The organism is Romboutsia sedimentorum, assembly GCF_030131845.1.
GTDB lineage: Bacteria > Bacillota > Clostridia > Peptostreptococcales > Peptostreptococcaceae > Romboutsia_D > Romboutsia_D sedimentorum.
The window spans coordinates 1-19,272 of the sequence record NZ_JASKYM010000010.1 but is presented as its reverse complement, the minus strand read 5'-3'; the positions used below and the strand labels follow the sequence as shown (position 1 = coordinate 19,272).

Below are 19,272 nucleotides of genomic sequence, written 5' to 3'. Positions count from 1 at the left end.
ACATGGGAAGTGTTAACGATAATGATTTAAGTAAAAAGCTTAAAATTTCTCCACAGATTAGTCAAATACTTAAAAATAGATATATAGATAATGAAAAAGATGCAGAGATATTTATGAATCCATCTTTAGAATACCTTAGAGATCCATTTTTGATGAAAGACATGAAAAAAGCAGTAGATAGAATAAAAAAAGCAATAAAAAACAATGAAAACATATGGATTTATGGGGATTATGATGTAGATGGGGTATCATCAACATCAATACTTTGTATATATTTTGATTCAATAAATTATCCGATAAACTACTATATTCCAAATAGACTAGAAGAAGGATATGGTATAAATGAAGAATCTATAAAACACATACACTCACAAGGTTGTAACTTAATGATAAGTGTAGACTGTGGGATTACATCTGTAAAAGAAATAGACCTTGCAAATGAATTAGGATTTGATGTTATAATAACTGACCACCACGAATGTCAAAGTGAAATACCTAATGCTTATGCAGTTATAAACCAAAAACAAGAAGATTGTAATTATCCATTTGATATGCTATGTGGATGTGGCGTTGCATTTAAACTTATACAAGCACTTACAGCAAAAGAAGAATTTAAAACTAGCTTATATAATTACATAGAAATAGTAACCCTAGCCACTATTTGTGATATCGTGCCTTTAAAAGACGAAAACAGAATACTAGTAAAAAACGGATTGAAGCTAATGAGTGAATGCAAAAACATAGGACTAAAAGAGTTAATTAAAGTTTGTGGTGTAGAAAGTGACAAAATAAAATCTTCACATATAGCATTTGCGATAGGACCTAGAATAAATGCAAGTGGAAGACTTGGATATTCAAAGTTAGGTGTAGAATTGTTTACAACTAAAAACCAATCAAAAGCAAAAGAAATAGCAAATATGCTAGAAGATAAAAACAACGAAAGACAATTAATAGAAGCTAAAATGTATCAAGAAGCAGAAGCTATCATAGAAAGTAATGAAAAGTATAAAGATGATAAAGTGCTAGTGATAGCCAAAGAAGGTTGGCAACATGGAATTATAGGAATAGTAGCATCCAAACTTACAGAAAAATACTACAAACCAACTATATTACTAACAATAGAAGATGGTGAAGCTACAGGTTCAGCAAGGTCGATAAAAGGATTTAGCATATTTGATGCGTTAGTAGAGTCTAAAGATTTATTAAATAAATTTGGAGGACACGACCAAGCAGCAGGCCTAGCCCTAGATAGTAACAAAATAGAAGATTTATCATATGAAGTAAATCAATTTGCTAAATATGAATTAAATGAAGAAGATTTAATCGAAAATGTTAATGTAGAATATGAACTAAGCGAAGAATCTATAGATTTAGATTTGATAGAAGAACTTCATAAATTAGAACCATTTGGGCTTAGTAACCCTAACCCTAAATTTATAGTAAGAGATGCATTATTAAAAAATATAAATGTAATTGGAAAAAACAAACAACATTTAAAGTTTACTATAGAAAAAGAAAAAACATATAGTTGTATAGGATTTAATATGGCTTATCTAAAATCTGGATATAATCAAGGTGATAAAGTAGATGTATTATTCCAATTGGATGAAAATAACTTTATGGGTAAAAGAAGCGTACAATTTTTACTTAAAGATATGAGGTTAGCTCATCCTAAAAATCCATATGCTAATGAAAAGACTGTAGAATTATTCTCTAAAATCATTCCAGATGTTGATAACTTATATAATTTAGGACAGATAGATGAAAAAGCAATATGTGAAAAATTTAAAAATGAAGATATAGATGAATGTATAAATGAAACAAAAAATATAAACATATTTGATTATCTTAACAAAAATACGTTAGTTATCACCAACACTATAAATGGATTTTATAGAGCATTATCAGACATATCCTTAATAGATGAAGAGAAATGTAGTGGATTTGATATAAATTACAATGTTATTAATACTAAAAATGACAAACTTCAACTTATATTTTCTCCAAATATTGATAAAATAGACGTAAAAAGATATAATAATATTATTCTTTATGATTATTTATATAATATGGGTGAATATTCTTATTTATGTAAAAATGCGAATAATGAAAGCTCAATTATTAAATATTATAATAAATCGGATTTATTATACTTAAATAATGTTATAGATAATTTGATTCCAGATAGAGAAGAATTTAAAGTAGTTTATAAAATAGCTTTGATTCAAAAAAATCTAGAAGTAAATTTAGTAGACATCAAAGGTGTGTTTAACACTACGCCTTTAAAATTATTTACAATAATAAAAGTTTTTAAAGAACTGTCATTATTAGATTTTGATTTTAAATACGATGAAGTATTAAAAATAAAATCTATATGTATAAATTTATTGCCAAAGCCAGACAAAAAGCTAAATTTAAATGAAAGTAAGATACTTAATAATTTAAATGAATTAAGCAAAGAATATAAACAAAGCTATTAGGAGGAGTCCAAATATGGATTTAACAAAAGTAATAAGAGACGTAGAGAATTTCCCAAAAGAAGGTATTGTATTTAAAGACATAACTACATTAATGCAAGATGGAGAAGCTTTTAAATTCACAATTGATGAGTTTATAAAAAACTTAAAAGACAAAAATGTAGATGTAATAGTAGGACCAGAAGCAAGAGGATTCTTAATGGGAACACCAGTAGCTTACGGAATGGGAATCGGATTTGTTCCTGTTAGAAAGCCTGGAAAATTACCTCATGAAACAGAAAGCTATGAGTATGACTTAGAATATGGAACTGATACTTTACAAATGCACAAAGATGCAATAAAGCCAGGCCAAAGAGTAGCAATAGTAGACGATTTATTAGCTACAGGTGGAACTATGGAGGCAACAGCACACCTTATAGAAAAATTAGGTGGAGAAGTAGTTTCTATGCAATTTTTAATAGAATTAGAATCCTTAAAAGGAAGAGAAAAATTATCTAAATACGATGTTAATTCTCTACTAAAATACTAATAATATAAAAATAGTTGGTAAGCTGCCAACTATTTTAATATATATATATATTAAAAAAAAACGCAGCTGATTTAAGTTAATATTTAACATCATTAATTTAAATCAGTATGGCGAATCTTATATTTAAAATAGGTGGTATTATGCATGATAAGGAATTACTAGAATTAATAGAAAAAATAAGAGACTATGCACCGAATGCAGATGTTAGTTTAGTAGAAAAGGCTTATTGTTTTGGCAAATCTGCACATGAAGGACAGTTTAGAAAATCTGGGGAGCCTTACTTTATTCATCCAGTAGCAGTAGCAAATATTCTGAGCGAAATGGAATTAGATATAGAAACTATAGCTGCGGGACTTTTACATGATGTCGTTGAAGATACGGACTATACATACGATGACATAAAAAAAGAATTCTCACAAGAGATAGCAGATTTAGTAGATGGAGTAACAAAACTTGGACAAATTAAGTATCAATCCAAAGAAGAAACTCAATCCGAAAATTTAAGAAAAATGTTTTTAGCTATGGCTAAAGATATAAGAGTTATACTTATAAAGCTGGCAGATAGACTTCATAATATGAGGACTTTAAAATTTATGCCTCCTGAAAAAGCAAAATCTAAAGCAAAAGAAACTCTTGAAATTTATGGAGGAATAGCTAATAGACTAGGTATTTCTACTATAAAATGGGAGTTAGAAGACTTAGCACTTAGATATATAGACATGGAAGGCTATTATGATTTAGTAGAAAAAGTAGCCAAAAAAAGAAGTCAAAGAGAAGCATACATCAAAAATGTGCTTAGTATACTTAATAGAAAGTTTAAAGTGGCTCAAATAGACTGCAATGTATACGGAAGACCTAAACATTTTTATAGTATATATAGCAAAATGAAAGATAAGCACAAAGACTTTGAAGAAATATATGATTTAACAGCAGTAAGAATAATTGTAGGTACAGTTAAAGATTGTTATGCAGTACTTGGTATGGTACATACGCTATGGAAGCCGATGCCAGGTCGATTTAAAGACTATATAGCTATGCCTAAGCCTAATATGTATCAAAGTTTACACACTACTGTTATAGGACCGGATGGAGAGCCTGTAGAAATACAGATAAGAACTAAGGAAATGCATAATATTGCAGAATACGGGATTGCAGCACACTGGAAATACAAAGAAGGCAATGATGATGAAAGACAACCTAACATTGAAGAAAAACTTCAATGGTTAAGACAAATGATGGAGTGGGAAAAAGACCTAAAAGACCCACAAGAATTTTTAGATGCACTTAAAGATGATGTTTTTAGTAATCAAGTGTATGTATTCACACCAAAGGGAGACGTAATTGAACTTCCATCAGGAGCAACTCCTATAGACTTTGCATACAGAGTCCACACAAACGTAGGAAATAAATGTGTTGGAGCTAAAATTGACGGAAGAATAGTAACTATTGATTACAAACTTCAAAATGGAAATATAGTAGAAATATTAACTTCGGCAAATTCTAATGGACCAAGTAGAGACTGGCTTAGCATTGTAAAAACGCCAAATGCTAAAAGTAGAATCAGACAATGGTTTAAAAAAGAAAGAAGAGAAGAAAACTTAGAACGTGGTAATTTAATATTAGAAAAAGAATTTAAAAAATATAACTTACCTCTAAAAAATCCTTCTATAGACAAATATTTCCAACAAATATCTAAACAATTCAACCAGCCAAGTGTAGAGGATTTAGTAGCTACGATCGGATATGGTGGTATAATGGCCTCTCAAGTTGTTCCTAAAATAAGAGATTTATATGAAAAAGAAGTTAAAAAACTTCAAAAGGAACAAGTTATAGAAGATTTTGAAAAGCATAACTTAAGCGACCAAGAATATAAGAAAAAAAGAAAACCTAGTAAATCGCAAGGAATTGTAGTAAAAGGATTAGATAATATATTAGTTAGATTTGCAAAATGTTGTAATCCACTTCCAGGAGACAAGATAGTAGGATATGTTACAAAAGGAAGAGGAGTAGCAGTTCATAGAACTGATTGCCCTAACGCTAATTTAAGTGGAGATTTCTTTGTAAATAGATTAGTAGATGTAGCATGGAGTAATTTAGATAAAGGCAAGTTTGAAGCAGAAGTACAAATAAGAGCAGTTGATAGAAAAGGTATAATAAATGATATAACTCATATAGTTGCAGTAGATAAGGTGAGTTTAAATGGTATAAATGCAAGAAAAGGCAAAGACAATATTGTTAGTGTCAACATATTAGTTGAAGTAAATGATATAGAAGAATTAAATTTACTTATGAAAAAAGTTAAATCTACACCAGGTGTAGAAGAAATTTATAGAGTTATAAACTAGGAGGCAATATTATGAGAGCTGTTGTTCAAAGAGTATCTTCTTCTAAAGTTACTGTAGATAATAATATTACTGGGCAAATAAGTAAAGGACTACTTGTTTTACTAGGAGTAACTCATGAAGATACATCTAAAGATGTTGATTATATGATAGATAAAATATTGAATTTAAGAATATTTGAAGATGAAAATGAAAAAATGAATTTATCTTTAAAAGATGTGGGTGGAGAATTATTAGTAGTTTCTCAATTTACATTATATGGCGATTGCAGAAAAGGAAAAAGACCAAGTTTTTCAAATGCAGCAAGACCGGATTTAGCAACTAAACTTTATGAAGAGTTTATTAAAAAGGCAAAATCACAAGAAATAGTAGTAGGTACTGGAGAGTTTGGTGCACATATGATGGTGGACTTAACTAATGATGGTCCAGTTACTATATTATTAGAATCAAACAAGAGTTTCTAAGGGGGTTAAAAAATGAAAATAGAGAAATTTGTTGAACTTAGTTTCGGTGAAAATATATATATATTAACTGATGAAGAAACTAACAAATGTGCAATAATAGATCCAGGTGGTGCAGAGATAAAAATACAAAACTACCTAAAAACTAATAAGCTAGAAGTAGAGTATATAATACTTACTCATTCTCATGGAGATCATATAGGTTGTGTAAAATCTCTAAAATCAAAAACTAATGCAAAAGTTGTAGCTCACATTGATGAAAAAGAATTACTTTTAGATAATAAGAAAAATTTAAGTTATATGATGCAATGTGGACCTCAAGAGTTTGATGCAGATATATACGTTAAAGATAAAGATAAATTAAAATTAGGAAACTTAAAATTAACATTCCTACACACACCAGGGCATACAAAGGGATGCATGTGTGTAAGAGTTTTAAATGAAATGTTTACAGGAGATACATTGTTTGCTGGAAGCATAGGTAGAACAGATTTTTATAGTGGAGATTTCAAGCAAATAGAAAAATCACTTAAAAAATTATCTAAATATGAAGATAATATAACAATATATCCAGGACATGGACCTCACTCTACTTTAGGAGTAGAAAAATCAAGTAATCCATATATGGGCAAATAAAAAATTAAAAATTTGCTCCTATAATAATAAATGTATAAAATTCACGATAATGTGATATTTATACATTTATTAAAGTTTCACGATAACGTGACAATTTAGATTAATTAATATGTCAAAGAAGGAGCAAAATTATGATAGGTGTAATTTTAAAAGGACATGATTACAAATATGAAGTAGCTGAATTGATAAAATTATTCACTGCTCAATTTGAATTTATAGAAGAAAAAAGTTTTGGAAGAATTTTAGAAAATGTACTTTATGTTTATAACGATACATTAATAGCAAAAACAAAATACTATGAAAACTATGAATTAAAATACGAATTTGCAGATCATGTAAACATAAAAGGTTTAGATGAGCAATCATTAAAGAAAATCACTAAAGAAACTATAAAAAGAACTATATTTAAGGTATTACAAAACAGATTAAACACTTATGTACCTTGGGGAATCCTAACAGGTATAAGACCTGTTAAGATAGTTCATACTTTATTAGATAAGGGAATTGATGAAGAATCTATAAGACAAATCTTAAAAGAAAAGTATTATATAATGGACGAAAAAATAGATTTAGCTCTTAACATTGCAAATAGAGAAAGAGTATTTATGTATCCAATAGACAAAAATAAGGTTTCTTTATATGTAAGCATACCATTTTGTCCTACAAGATGTTATTACTGTTCATTCCCAGCAAATCCACTAAAAACTTTTGGACACTTAAAAGCAGAATATGTTAATAAGCTTATAGAAGAAATAAAGGGACTAGCTAAAATAATAAAAGATACTAATAAAGAAATAGAAACTCTATACATAGGTGGAGGAACTCCAACTACTTTAGACGAAGATGAAATGGATACTTTAATAACTGCTTTATTTACAGAAATGGATTTAAGCAACATAAAAGAATTCACAGTAGAAGCTGGAAGACCAGACTCTATAACTAAAGGAAAATTAGAAGTTCTTAAAAAACACAATGTAAGTAGAATTAGTATAAATCCTCAAACTATGAACGATGAAACTTTAGAAAAAATAGGTAGAGCTCATAATGTTTCTGAAATAGTAGAATGTTTTAATATGGCAAGGGACTTAGGTTTTGATAATATAAATATGGATATTATACTAGGTCTTGTTGATGAGGACTTAGAAATGGTTAGAAAGACTTTAGAAGCTATAAAAGAACTTTCTCCAGAGAGTTTAACAGTTCATACATTAGCAATAAAAAGAGCATCGAAGCTAAAAGAAGATATTGATAACTATGAACTTACACAATATGAAGAAATGATAAAAATGATAGATTTATCAATGAAATACGCTAAAGATATGAATCTTAATCCATATTATATGTATCGTCAAAAGCATATGTTAGGTAATTTAGAAAACATAGGTTATGCTAAAGAAGGATATGAATGTATATATAACATTCAAATTATGGAAGAAAAGCAAAGTAACTACGCAGTAGGAGCAGGTTCTATTTCTAAGTTTGTATATGTTGATGAAGATAGAATCGAAAGAGTAGACAATGTTAAAAATGTTGAGCAATATATAGATAGAGTAGATGAAATGATAGAGAGAAAGAGAAAGGAGATATACCAAAATGTTAACTAAAGCCCCAAGAGGAACTAAGGACATAACTCCAAAAGAAGCATACAAATGGAATTATGTAGAAAATAAATTTAGAGAAGTTTGTTCATTATTTGGATACGAAGAAATGAGAACTCCAGTATTTGAACATACAGAATTATTTAAAAGAAGTGTAGGAGATACTACAGATATAGTACAAAAGGAAATGTATTCTTTTAAGGATAAAGGTGAAAGAGACATAACACTAAAGCCAGAAGGAACTGCTGGTGTTGTTAGAGCATTTATCGAAAATAAGTTATATGCTGATACTCAACCAACAAAGTTGTTTTATATGACTCCTTGCTTTAGATACGAAAGACCACAAGCAGGAAGACAAAGACAATTCCATCAATTTGGAATAGAAGCACTAGGAAGCGATAAGCCTTCAATAGATGCAGAAGTTATAGCTTTAGCTGTACAATTTTTCAATGAAGTTGGTCTTAAAGACTTAGCAGTTAGTATAAACTCTGTTGGATGTCCAACTTGTAGAGAAAAATACAATGCTAAATTAAAAGAATACTTAGATTCAAAAGTTGATGTATTATGTGAAACTTGCTTAGATAGAAAAGACAAAAACCCTATGAGAGTTATAGATTGTAAAAATCCTACATGTCAAGAAAACATAAAGGATATACCTTTCATGATAGACCATTTATGTGAAGATTGTTCTACTCACTTTGATAAAGTAAAAGAGTACCTAACTGAAATGGACGTAAACTTTGTAGTTGATAAAACTATAGTTAGAGGACTTGATTACTACAAAAAAACTGCTTTTGAAATAATATCTAATGATATAGGATCTCAAAGTACAGTTTGTGGTGGTGGAAGATATGATGGACTTGTAGAGCAACTAGGTGGACCTAAAGGATTAAGTGGAATAGGATTTGCAATAGGCGCTGAGAGATTATTATTAACTCTTGAAAACAACAACATAGAAATAAAAAATCCACAAGCTACTGATATATATATAGCAACAATTGGAGAAGCAGCTAAAATAAAAAGCTTTAAAATACTTAAGGATTTAAGATATAATCATATAAGTTCAGAAAATGATCACTTAGATAGAAGTATTAAAGCTCAGTTTAAATACTCTGATAAAATAAATTCTAAATTTACAATAGTTATAGGTGATGATGAGTTAGCTAATGATACTGCTACACTTAAAAACATGGCTACATCAGAACAAACTACTATAAAATTAAGTGAAATAGTTAAAGAATTACAAGATAGATTATAAAAATTGGAGGGAGATCTTACATGGAGACTCTAAATGGATTAAAAAGAACTCACTACTGTGGGGATTTAAGAGAAAGTAACATTGATGAAGAAGTTGTACTTATGGGATGGGTACAAAAGAAAAGAAACTTAGGTGGACTAGTATTTGTTGACTTAAGAGACAGAAGTGGATTATGCCAAATAATATTTGATACTGATGTAGATGCTACTGCATTTTCAAAAGCAGAAAAATTAGGTTCTGAATTTGTTATAGCACTAAAGGGTAAGGTTTCTGAGAGATCATCTAAAAACCCTAATATGCCAACTGGTGATATAGAAATAGTTGCTAGCGAACTTAGAATATTAAATAAATCAGAAACACCACCAATATACATAAAAGATGATGACAATGTATCTGAAGAATTAAGATTAAAATATAGATATTTAGACTTAAGAAAGCCATCTATGCAAAAGACTTTAATGTTAAGAAGTAGAGTAGCTAACATTGTTAGAAACTATTTATCTTCAAATAATTTCTATGAAATAGAAACACCTTTCTTAATAAAACCAACTCCAGAAGGTGCTAGAGATTACTTAGTACCAAGTAGAGTTAACGAAGGTAAATTCTATGCACTACCTCAATCACCACAATTATTTAAACAATTATTAATGGTAAGTGGTATGGATAGATACTTCCAAATAGTTAAGTGTTTCAGAGATGAAGACTTAAGAGCAGACAGACAGCCTGAGTTTACTCAAATAGACTGTGAAATGAGTTTTGTTGAGCAACAAGACGTTATGAATATAATGGAAAAAATGGTTCAAACAATATTTAAAGAAACTTTAAATGTAGAAGTACCACTTCCACTTCCAGTTATGACTTATGCTGAAGCTATGCAAAGATATGGTTCTGATAAGCCAGATACTAGATTTGGATTTGAATTAACTGATATATCTGACTTAGTTAAAACTTGTGGATTTGGAGTATTTGCAAATGCAACAGTAGACGGCATGAGTGTTAGAGGTATAAACGTTAAAGGACAAAGTGAAGCAATAAGTAAAAAACAATTAAGTAAAATAGAAAGTCATGCTAAGACTTATAAAGCTAAAGGTCTTGCTTGGATGAGAATTGGTGAAAACAGAGAAGTAACTTCTCCAATAGCTAAATTCTTTAGTGAGGAAGAATTAACTTCAATATTAGATAGAATGGATGCACAAGCTGGTGACTTATTATTATTCGTTGCTGACAAAAATACTGTAGTATTTGATTCATTAGGTCAAGTTAGACTTGAAGTTGCAAGAAGACTTGATATGTTAGATAACAGTGTTTACAATATGTTATGGGTAACTGAGTTCCCTGTATTTGAAGAAGACGAAGAAAATGGAAGAATGGTAGCTAAACATCACCCATTCACATCACCATTAGATGAAGATATAGAAAGATTAGAAGGAGACGACAAAGCATCTCTAAGAGCTAAAGCTTACGATATAGTTATAAATGGATATGAAGTAGGTGGAGGAAGTGTTAGAATATTTAACGCTGACGTTCAACAAAAAATGTTCAAAGCATTAGGAATGAGTGAAGAAGAAGCTAACGAGAAATTTGGTTTCTTATTAGATGCATTTAAATATGGAACTCCTCCTCATGCAGGTATAGCATTTGGTCTTGATAGACTAGTAATGATACTTGCTGGAACTACTAACATCAAAGATGTTATAGCGTTCCCTAAAAACCAAAGTGCAGTTTGTCCAATGACAAATGCTCCAGCAGTTGCTGAAGATGCTCAATTAAACGAGTTATGCATAAAGGTTGATATAGCTGATAAAGAATAATATTTAAATTGGATAAATAAGGGTAGAGCTTAAGCTCCACCCTTATTTATATATTTACAAAGCATATCATATTCAATTAATTCAAGTTATAACATATCTTTACTTTCAAACTTAAAAGTAACATAATAAATAGTAAAAGTCATATAGACGGTAGATTATAAATCAAGTACTAGGAGAGTTTTATGTATATAAAAATAATAGTAAATATTGTTTTAGGATTTAATATATTTTTATATGGTCTAGATAACAATGTTTATTTTGGTGAAATAAATAATTCAGTTGTATTATCATTAATATGTATAGGACTATCTTTATATATATTAAATAACTTAAAGATTAAAAAGATTAATAAAGAAAAAATGTTTATGATAAATATATTGTATATGAGTGTTTTGACTATTATTTATAAACCATGTATTTTGTTATTAACATCAATATTAACGGAATACATTCAAACTAGAAGAAATAGTAAGTCATATACATTTTTCATGATTTTAATTTATTTCATAATAGTTATAAAAATAAAATTAGATTACATGCTTATATCTTTAGGGATATTATCAATTATATTTATATATGAAAGTATAAATGTAGAATTAAAAAAGGAAAATGTAGAAAAGTTGAACTTTGATTTAAAGCAAAAGATATACACTATTGAAGAAAGTAGAAAGCTTGAAAATAAATTAAATTATCAGCATCAAGAAGTTATAAAAATCGAAGAACGTAATATTTTATCTCAAAAATTACATGATAAAATAGGGCATACAATAGTTGGTAGTATTATGCAACTAGAAGCACTTAAAATTATAATGAATTCTGATATTGATAAATCAAAGTTTATTTTAGATAAAATATGTGATAACTTAAGAAATGGAATGGATGATATAAGAACAACATTGAGAAAAACAAAGCCAATACAATCTGAGTTAGGTATAGAAAATTTAAGACTGATACTTGATGAATTTTCTAAAGAATATAAGATAAAAAATAAGATTGATATAGAAGGGGATATGAAGGAAATAAATATTATCTACTGGAAAGTTATATTAAACTCAATTAATGAAATTTTAACTAATACAATAAAGTATTCAAATGCAGATTTAATAACAGTAAATATAAGTGTACTAAATAAAATAATAAGAATACATATAAAAGATAATGGCAATGTATGCAAAAATATTGAAAAAGGGTTGGGTCTAATAGGTATAGAAGAAAGGGTAATTAATAGTGGGGGAAATGTATATTTTAATAATGAAGATGGGTTTTCAACACTTATAATATTTAATAGGTGATAGTATGATAAAGTTGATTATAGTTGATGATGACATTTTAATAAGAGAAAGTTTAAAAATAATAATTAGTATCGATAAAGATATAGAGGTAGTTAATACATTAGAAGATGGAAAGTCATGTTTAGATTATATAAGTAATAATGATGTAGATGTAATACTTTTAGATATGAGAATGCCCATTATGAATGGAGAAGAAGTACTAGCTCAAATAAAAGCTAGAAATATAAATATTAAAGTACTTATACTTACTACATTTGATGAAGCGAATTTAATAAGTAGCGCAATAAAATATAAAGCTAATGGATATATATTAAAAACTAGTACTCCAGAGAAAATAATAAATGGAATTAAGTCTGTTTATCATGGCAATGGGATTTATGATAATGAAGTAGTATCTAAACTTATAGTAAATAAAAATTATAGTAGTAATAATATAGATAAGTATGAATTGACTGTAAGAGAGTGTGATATAGTTAAACTTATAGCTAAAGGATTATCAAATAAAGAAATAAGTAATGAACTTTATTTATCAGAGGGTACTGTTAAAAATTATATAACAAATATCTTAGCTAAGATGAACTTAAAACATAGAACTCAAATAGCTATAGAGTATTTAAGATAAGTTAACAAAGGCTATATCAAAATATAAGAATTTATTAATGAATTCTTATATTTTGATATAGCCTATTTATTTTGAAATAAAAATTAAGGATTAGTAAAAATATAAAATATGACTTTAGTCATATATAAGTTATGACTATATGTACTTAGAAAATCAGTAGATATCTCATATAATATAAATATAAAAAGTGGGGGGTAGGATATGAAATATATAGATATAAATAATTTGTATAAAAGTTTTGGAGATTTTGTAGCACTTGAAAACTTAAATCTGACAATAGAAAAGGGAGAGATATTTGGATTACTTGGACCTAATGGTGCTGGTAAAAGTACAGCTATAAATATATTAACTAACATACTAGATAAAGATAGAGGTAGTATAAAAGTATTAAATAAAGAACTTAAAAGAAATGATAGGAATATAAAAGGTAAGATGGGATTAGTACCACAAGACTTAGCTATATTTGAAGATATGACATCACTTGAAAATGTAATGTTTTTTGCATCCCTTTATGGTCTTAAAGGAAGGGAGCTAAAAGAAAACTCACTTAAAGCTTTAGAGTTTGTAGGATTAGAAAATACTAAAAAGCTAAGTAAAACTTTCTCTGGAGGAATGAAAAGAAGATTAAATATAGCTTGTGCAATAGCTCATAATCCAGAAATCTTGATACTTGATGAACCGACAGTTGGAATAGACCCACAATCTAGAAATCATATAATGAAGTCTATACAAACATTAAATAAAAATGGATGCACAATAATTTATACAACTCACTATATGGAAGAGGTTGAAACGCTTTGTAATAATATAGTAATAATAGATAAAGGTAAGGTAATAGCAAATGGAGATAAAAACAGCTTAAAAGCTATAATAAGTGATAAAAATAAGTTTGAAGTATTAGTAGATGATGTAACTTATATTAATAAAAATGAACTACTAGAAATAGTTGGAGTAGATAGTATTGAATTTAAAGAAAATAAAATATATGTAAGTTTAGATAGGGAATTAAGTTCTTTAAATGAATTTATATTATATTTATCTTCTAAGAATATCAAAATACTAGATATAAAAAGTAAGATAGTTACTTTAGAAGATGTATTTTTAAATCTTACAGGAAGAACCCTTAGGGATTAGGAGGTAAATTATGAATATAATAATATCTTCTATAAAAAGAAGCTTAAGAGATAAAAATATGATAATTACAACTATATTCTTAGTAATTATATTACCATTTATATTTTCTATGATGTATTCTCATGAAAATGAAGTACAAACGAGTAAAGTAAATATAGTTGCAAATAAGGATAGTAGCGTAGCAAAAGCATATATAAATTTTTTAGAAGAGTTTGATAAAAGTAATGAAAATGTAGAAATTAAATATACTCTAAATGATGAAAAATCAAATAACTTACAAGTTAAAATAGATGAAGATAATAAGAATATACATTTTTCTTCTAAGGACAGTACTATTAATATGAGCGAAGGAATAATTGAAAATATAACAAAAGAATTTTTTGAAAAATTATCTATCTATGAAATAGGCATGAAAAATAATAGTTTAGATAATATAAATAAAAATGTAATTAAAAGTATTACTTATAAATCCGATAAAGAAGAAGTTGATTATAGTAAATACTTTGCAATAGTTATGTTACAAATGTCAGCATTATCATTAAGTATGAATGCATATAAAAATATATTCTATATAAAACAAAATATAGGAAGAAGAGTATACTCATCACCAATTAAAATCTCAAAACTTATAAAACTAGAATTAATAGGAACATTTATAACAGTAGTACTTCAATCAATAGTAACTTTAATATTAATATACCTTGTATATGATGTTAATATTAATCTAAATAATTTATTTGGTATTTTATACTGTATTGCTATGATTAGTTTATTGGCAATATCAATAGGTATATTTGGAGCAGCTATATCTAAGAAAAAGGAACATGGAGACAACATAGTATCTATATTAACTGTAATATTTGTATTATTATCAGGAAGATTAAACCCTCAACTTAGTTTGGAGAATAAGCTGTTTAAATTAAATGCATTTACTAATATAAGTAAAGCCATGTCATCACTTATAGATGGAAGTATTAATATAAGCTATAGTAATATGACAATTTCAACAGTAGTTACCGTACTTTTATTGGTTATTATATCTTGTATAATACTAAGAAAAAGGGGGGAAAGATAATATGCAAAATATATTTATTATTTTAAAACACAACATTAAAAGTATAATAAAAAATTGGTTTTGGATTGTATTATTACTACCTATAGTTGCTAATGTAGTTATAAGTAAAGTTATATTAAATACAGAAGAAGGCTCAACACCTAAACCTAGTATAGCTATATTTAGTAATGACAAATCAAAAGTATCTGATAAATTAATAAATCAAGAAAAATTTGATAGTATGTATATTGTAGATAGTGAGAAAGAAGTTAAAGATTTAGTAAATGAAGATGAAGTATCAGCAGGTCTTATAATAAAAACTGATGATATTTTTGAAGATATAAAAAATAATAAAGAAAATGTATTTGAATTTATAGGAAAAGAAAATGATTATAACAAGGATATAGCATTTAATATTATAAGTAATGAAATATTAAAAATAGAATCATTTGGAGATAATAAGGAAGATTTTATAAAGCAGTATGATAACTTTGAAAATGAAAAGTACAAATTTAATATAGGAGAAAATAATTTACTTGTAGTTATGAGTAAATTAATGACATTTGGATTTTATTGTATGGCATTTTTACTTATAGCAGGTAAAGGTCTAAGCCCACTAATAAAAGAAAGAGAGTCTAAAATTGATAAAAGAATATTAGTGTCAAAGGTAAGTAAAGTTGAGTATTTATTAGGTCATATAATAGGATGTTTTTTATTGTTGTCAGTACAAAGCATAGTTTTTGCAGCATCTTTTTATATATTTAATAAAGGATTTGAAGTTAATTTTTATTGGATGATATTATTATCCATTGTTTTATCATTTGTTGCAACATCAATGGTATTATTAGTATTAGTAATTTCCAATACATCTGAGATGTATTATATGTTACTTACTTTTATAACTATGCCAGCATGTATTTTAAGTGGAGGACTTATTCCCCTTGAATTTATGCCAGAAATAGCTCGTAAAATAGCAATGTTTTCGCCACTTACTTGGATAAATACAGCATTTAAAAATATAGTATTTGGAGAGAGTGCTAATATGATTTTAATGAATTTAGGTGTAGCAATAGCAATTTCTATATTAATGATAATGTTATATTTAATTATTGAAAATAATAAAAAACATAAATATGTATAACAAGAAAAGTCCTATAAGATTAGATTTTATAAATTCTAAGCTTATAGGACTTTTTATGTAATTAAACTATAATAGATTTTTATTTTTGAAAATTATATTTATCTACTAAAATTTGCTCACCCATCTTAACTAACTTTCTAGTAGCTAATCCACCAACTTCTTCACCAGCTAGTACATTCTGAGCAGATCCTTCTAGCGTTCCTTGAGGAGCGTTACTTTCTACTTTATTAGTTTCTTGATTATAGTTATATCCAAGTTCAGAAGCTATTTCCATTTTTAAATTATTTAAAGCCTGCTTTGCATTAGTTTTAGATTGCATATCCATATAAACCCCACCTTTTCAAAATAATAGTATAATAGTATAATTTACATAAATTAAAATGTTTATAACAAATACAAATAAAAAATTAACTATTATGTAAGGTTTTCTAAAAATAAGTTATAATAATAGTATATACAAGGTAATATGAGGTGAATTAATGGAAGAAAAAAAATTATCACAATCTAATGATAAAGATGCGCTAATAAGAAGACTTAAAAGAATAGAAGGTCAAGTTAAAGGAATTCAAAAAATGGTAGATGAAGAAAGATATTGTGTAGATGTATTAGTTCAAATATCAGCAATAAGATCTGCTATAAATAAAGTAGGAACTATAATTTTGGAAAATCATATAAAGGGATGTGTTTCTCACAGCTTAAAAAATGGGGATGATGAAAGTACTGAAGTTATGATAAATGAACTTATTAGCACTATAGATAAGTTTACTAAATAGGGGGGATTTTTATGGAACAGCAAGGATATATTGTAGAAATAGTTGATAAAAAAACGGCTAAACTTAAGATGCAACGCCACTCAGCATGTGCATCTTGTGGAAAGTGTGCAACTACTTCAGAAAAAAAAGATATAGTAGTTGAAGTTGATAATGCAATAGGTGCACAAGTAGGAGATAAAGTTAAGGTTAATATGGAAACTGTAAATGTATTAAAAGCAGCGGCAATAGTATACACAGTACCACTAATAGCTCTATTGATTGGAACTATTGCTACATACTTTATACTTAATTTATCTAAAATAAATGTAGATATCGAAGTTGTGAGTGGAAGTGTTGGGATAGGTCTAATGCTATTATCGTTTGTAGTACTAAAGTTAAACGACTCTAAATTCAGCGAGAGTAGAGAATATATACCTGTTGTTACTGAAGTATTAATAAAACAAGGCTGTGAAATAAAGTTGTAAAAAAAAAGTTGCTATTTAGCAACTTTTCTTTTGATATTAAACATACTTATAGTTTTAGCTAATGAAGTTATAAGTAATACTCCAAGTGCAATAGCTCCTCCAACAAAAAGTGCATCAGCACCAGTAGAAATAGCCATATCATAATTTTTTTGAACTAAATAAAGCATGGTATTATACATTCCAAGACCCGGAACTAAAGGTATAATACCTGGTATTACAAATAGTATAGCTGGTTGCTTTAACTTTCTAGCTAATATTTCACTCATTAAAGATACAATGACAGCTGCGAAAAAATTAGCAAATATAGAGTTAGAAGAAACCCCCATTAAATAAAAGAACACAGACCATCCGATACCACCAGTAATTCCAGCAGGAATCAATGATGATGCAGGTGCGTTTAAAAATACTGAAAACCCAACTGTTGAAAATGCAGAAAATATAAAGTGCATATAAATTGGCATATTTGTCATTAGAATTTACCTCCTAACCTAACCCACATATCAAGTATAAGACCTACCCCACAAGCAATAGAAATAGCAGTCATCCCTGCGTCAAATGCACGAGATACCCCTGAAATTAAATCTCCCGATATCAAATCACGAATTCCTTTTATAAACGAAACACCTGGAAGTAGTGGCATTATAGAACCAACTATAAGCATTCTAGGTGTATCTAAAATTCCAAATTCAGCAAGTAAAACCCCTGCAGTTGCTATCAAAACAGATGCAACTAAACTTGAAAATGTTGGAATTGAACTAACCTTCATTATCTTCTTATAACAAATAATTGCAAGTATAGATGTTAAAAAAGTAAAGAAGAAGTTTACTAGGTTGTCTCCACCTAATAAACAACCAAAAAATGCAGATGCAAACCCTGTAGATATGTTAACTAAATAATTAGGATAAGAAGGTACCGATCCTAACTGTTTAAGTTCTTCTATAGCATCTTCAATAGATAAATCTGGATTATTTACAAACTCTCTAGAGAAATTATTTAGTAGTGAAATCTTATTTAGATTTATAGATCTACTTTTTATTGTTTTCATAAAAGATAAACCATCGAATCTTTCGTCTGAAATTATTATTACAGTAGGTGCGGTAAAAGCACTTACATGATTAAAACCTCTAGACCTACAAATTCTAAGAACACTGTCCTCAACACGGTAGGTTTCTGCACCATTTGTTAACATAAGTTCACCGATAAATAGTGCTAGCCTAAGAACATCTTTTTTATATTCACTATTCACAAAAATACCTCCCAATACAAATTAATATAACGATTATACCAAACTTTTAAACGTATGTTTATCATTATTTTATTTTTATTAATATATTAATTTTTATGCACAAAGAATGTATAAATAATGAGTCGATTATATAGAAGATTTTAAATATTATGTAGAATAATTAGGTTTTTTAAATTAAGAAAATTGTGCTTATACAGAATTTTAAAATGAATGGGATTTAAATGTTTTAAAAAAAATTATAAAAAGTGTTGACGGAATTATTTTGTCGTGATATAGTTATACTTGTCCTTAAGAAACGGGGCAAGACGAAATCGAAAACGAACAATGAACTTTGAAAATTAAACAGTAGGTTAATTTATAGAATTTGAAACAAACGAAACATAAAGCCAGATATATAACAGTATCTGAGCCCTAGATAAACTTTTATTTAAGAG

General features: G+C 27.8%; 18 protein-coding genes. 15 read left to right on the top strand and 3 right to left on the bottom strand.

Going from position 1 to position 19,272, the window contains the following annotated elements; translation table 11 throughout:
• Positions 1-2 precede the first annotated feature (2 nt).
• From recJ to QOZ84_RS14070, 13 genes are all read left to right on the top strand, one after another.
• Entirely contained in the window at positions 3-2,480 is a 2,478-nt protein-coding gene (recJ, locus tag QOZ84_RS14130; protein ID WP_284133649.1) for a single-stranded-DNA-specific exonuclease RecJ, read from the top strand.
• Positions 2,481-2,493: 13 nt separating this feature from the next.
• Positions 2,494-3,006, top strand: a complete 513-nt coding sequence (locus tag QOZ84_RS14125) for an adenine phosphoribosyltransferase (RefSeq protein ID WP_284133591.1) — start codon at positions 2,494-2,496, stop codon at positions 3,004-3,006.
• Positions 3,007-3,146: 140 nt separating this feature from the next.
• A complete protein-coding gene (locus QOZ84_RS14120) occupies positions 3,147-5,351 on the top strand; it encodes a RelA/SpoT family protein (RefSeq protein ID WP_284133590.1) in 2,205 nt (734 codons plus the stop codon).
• An 11-nt stretch (positions 5,352-5,362) separates the two neighbouring features.
• The gene (gene dtd, locus QOZ84_RS14115; RefSeq protein WP_284133589.1) at positions 5,363-5,812 is read left to right on the top strand and encodes a D-aminoacyl-tRNA deacylase; all 450 of its coding nucleotides are present in this window, start codon (positions 5,363-5,365) and stop codon (positions 5,810-5,812) included.
• A 12-nt stretch (positions 5,813-5,824) separates the two neighbouring features.
• Positions 5,825-6,445 (top strand): MBL fold metallo-hydrolase, encoded by a 621-nt coding sequence (locus QOZ84_RS14110; protein WP_284133588.1) that lies wholly within the window; start codon positions 5,825-5,827, stop codon positions 6,443-6,445.
• A gap of 131 nt (positions 6,446-6,576) precedes the next feature.
• Positions 6,577-8,049 carry a coproporphyrinogen dehydrogenase HemZ gene (hemZ, locus tag QOZ84_RS14105; protein ID WP_284133587.1) on the top strand — a complete coding sequence of 491 codons (1,473 nt, stop codon included), beginning with the start codon at positions 6,577-6,579 and terminating at the stop codon, positions 8,047-8,049.
• Complete coding sequence (gene hisS, locus QOZ84_RS14100) at positions 8,039-9,301, top strand: histidine--tRNA ligase (protein WP_284133586.1); 1,263 nt, start codon at positions 8,039-8,041, stop codon at positions 9,299-9,301. The genes hemZ and hisS overlap by 11 nt, the downstream gene beginning before the upstream one ends.
• Before the next feature lie 20 nt (positions 9,302-9,321).
• Positions 9,322-11,112 (top strand): aspartate--tRNA ligase, encoded by a 1,791-nt coding sequence (gene aspS, locus QOZ84_RS14095; RefSeq protein ID WP_284133585.1) that lies wholly within the window; start codon positions 9,322-9,324, stop codon positions 11,110-11,112.
• Between the two features lie 182 nt (positions 11,113-11,294).
• A complete protein-coding gene (locus QOZ84_RS14090; RefSeq protein ID WP_284133584.1) occupies positions 11,295-12,404 on the top strand; it encodes a sensor histidine kinase in 1,110 nt (369 codons plus the stop codon).
• Positions 12,405-12,408: 4 nt separating this feature from the next.
• Positions 12,409-13,026: a response regulator gene (locus QOZ84_RS14085; protein ID WP_284133583.1), complete on the top strand. Its 618-nt coding sequence runs from the start codon at positions 12,409-12,411 to the stop codon at positions 13,024-13,026.
• Between the two features lie 201 nt (positions 13,027-13,227).
• Positions 13,228-14,160, top strand: a complete 933-nt coding sequence (locus tag QOZ84_RS14080; protein ID WP_284133582.1) for an ABC transporter ATP-binding protein — start codon at positions 13,228-13,230, stop codon at positions 14,158-14,160.
• 10 nt (positions 14,161-14,170) lie between these two features.
• Positions 14,171-15,235: an ABC transporter permease gene (locus tag QOZ84_RS14075; RefSeq protein ID WP_284133581.1), complete on the top strand. Its 1,065-nt coding sequence runs from the start codon at positions 14,171-14,173 to the stop codon at positions 15,233-15,235.
• 1 nt (position 15,236) lies between these two features.
• Positions 15,237-16,355 carry an ABC transporter permease gene (locus tag QOZ84_RS14070; RefSeq protein ID WP_284133580.1) on the top strand — a complete coding sequence of 373 codons (1,119 nt, stop codon included), beginning with the start codon at positions 15,237-15,239 and terminating at the stop codon, positions 16,353-16,355.
• Between the two features lie 79 nt (positions 16,356-16,434).
• Here the strand turns inward: QOZ84_RS14070 and QOZ84_RS14065 are convergent, their stop codons facing one another.
• Positions 16,435-16,680, bottom strand: a complete 246-nt coding sequence (locus QOZ84_RS14065; RefSeq protein ID WP_284133579.1) for a small, acid-soluble spore protein, alpha/beta type — start codon at positions 16,678-16,680, stop codon at positions 16,435-16,437.
• A 154-nt stretch (positions 16,681-16,834) separates the two neighbouring features.
• On the opposite strand from QOZ84_RS14065, the gene QOZ84_RS14060 reads away from it, so the two are divergent.
• Entirely contained in the window at positions 16,835-17,128 is a 294-nt protein-coding gene (locus tag QOZ84_RS14060) for a metal-sensitive transcriptional regulator (RefSeq protein ID WP_284133578.1), read from the top strand.
• A gap of 11 nt (positions 17,129-17,139) precedes the next feature.
• Positions 17,140-17,592 carry a SoxR reducing system RseC family protein gene (locus QOZ84_RS14055; protein ID WP_284133577.1) on the top strand — a complete coding sequence of 151 codons (453 nt, stop codon included), beginning with the start codon at positions 17,140-17,142 and terminating at the stop codon, positions 17,590-17,592.
• An 11-nt stretch (positions 17,593-17,603) separates the two neighbouring features.
• Here the strand turns inward: QOZ84_RS14055 and QOZ84_RS14050 are convergent, their stop codons facing one another.
• Positions 17,604-18,062 carry a threonine/serine exporter family protein gene (locus QOZ84_RS14050; RefSeq protein WP_284133576.1) on the bottom strand — a complete coding sequence of 153 codons (459 nt, stop codon included), beginning with the start codon at positions 18,060-18,062 and terminating at the stop codon, positions 17,604-17,606.
• Positions 18,062-18,838, bottom strand: a complete 777-nt coding sequence (locus QOZ84_RS14045; RefSeq protein WP_284133575.1) for a threonine/serine exporter family protein — start codon at positions 18,836-18,838, stop codon at positions 18,062-18,064. The genes QOZ84_RS14050 and QOZ84_RS14045 overlap by 1 nt, the downstream gene beginning before the upstream one ends.
• Positions 18,839-19,272: the final 434 nt, after the last annotated feature.

Bases quoted from the DNA above. Each gene is read 5' to 3' on its own strand.
- recJ (WP_284133649.1), top strand. From the start codon at position 3: ATGGGAAGTGTTAACGATAATGATTTAAGTAAAAAGCTTAAAATTTCT.
- QOZ84_RS14125 (WP_284133591.1), top strand. From the start codon at position 2,494: ATGGATTTAACAAAAGTAATAAGAGACGTAGAGAATTTCCCAAAAGAA.
- QOZ84_RS14120 (WP_284133590.1), top strand. From the start codon at position 3,147: ATGCATGATAAGGAATTACTAGAATTAATAGAAAAAATAAGAGACTAT.
- dtd (WP_284133589.1), top strand. From the start codon at position 5,363: ATGAGAGCTGTTGTTCAAAGAGTATCTTCTTCTAAAGTTACTGTAGAT.
- QOZ84_RS14110 (WP_284133588.1), top strand. From the start codon at position 5,825: ATGAAAATAGAGAAATTTGTTGAACTTAGTTTCGGTGAAAATATATAT.
- hemZ (WP_284133587.1), top strand. From the start codon at position 6,577: ATGATAGGTGTAATTTTAAAAGGACATGATTACAAATATGAAGTAGCT.
- hisS (WP_284133586.1), top strand. From the start codon at position 8,039: ATGTTAACTAAAGCCCCAAGAGGAACTAAGGACATAACTCCAAAAGAA.
- aspS (WP_284133585.1), top strand. From the start codon at position 9,322: ATGGAGACTCTAAATGGATTAAAAAGAACTCACTACTGTGGGGATTTA.
- QOZ84_RS14090 (WP_284133584.1), top strand. From the start codon at position 11,295: ATGTATATAAAAATAATAGTAAATATTGTTTTAGGATTTAATATATTT.
- QOZ84_RS14085 (WP_284133583.1), top strand. From the start codon at position 12,409: ATGATAAAGTTGATTATAGTTGATGATGACATTTTAATAAGAGAAAGT.
- QOZ84_RS14080 (WP_284133582.1), top strand. From the start codon at position 13,228: ATGAAATATATAGATATAAATAATTTGTATAAAAGTTTTGGAGATTTT.
- QOZ84_RS14075 (WP_284133581.1), top strand. From the start codon at position 14,171: ATGAATATAATAATATCTTCTATAAAAAGAAGCTTAAGAGATAAAAAT.
- QOZ84_RS14070 (WP_284133580.1), top strand. From the start codon at position 15,237: ATGCAAAATATATTTATTATTTTAAAACACAACATTAAAAGTATAATA.
- QOZ84_RS14065 (WP_284133579.1), bottom strand. From the start codon at position 16,680: ATGGATATGCAATCTAAAACTAATGCAAAGCAGGCTTTAAATAATTTA.
- QOZ84_RS14060 (WP_284133578.1), top strand. From the start codon at position 16,835: ATGGAAGAAAAAAAATTATCACAATCTAATGATAAAGATGCGCTAATA.
- QOZ84_RS14055 (WP_284133577.1), top strand. From the start codon at position 17,140: ATGGAACAGCAAGGATATATTGTAGAAATAGTTGATAAAAAAACGGCT.
- QOZ84_RS14050 (WP_284133576.1), bottom strand. From the start codon at position 18,062: ATGACAAATATGCCAATTTATATGCACTTTATATTTTCTGCATTTTCA.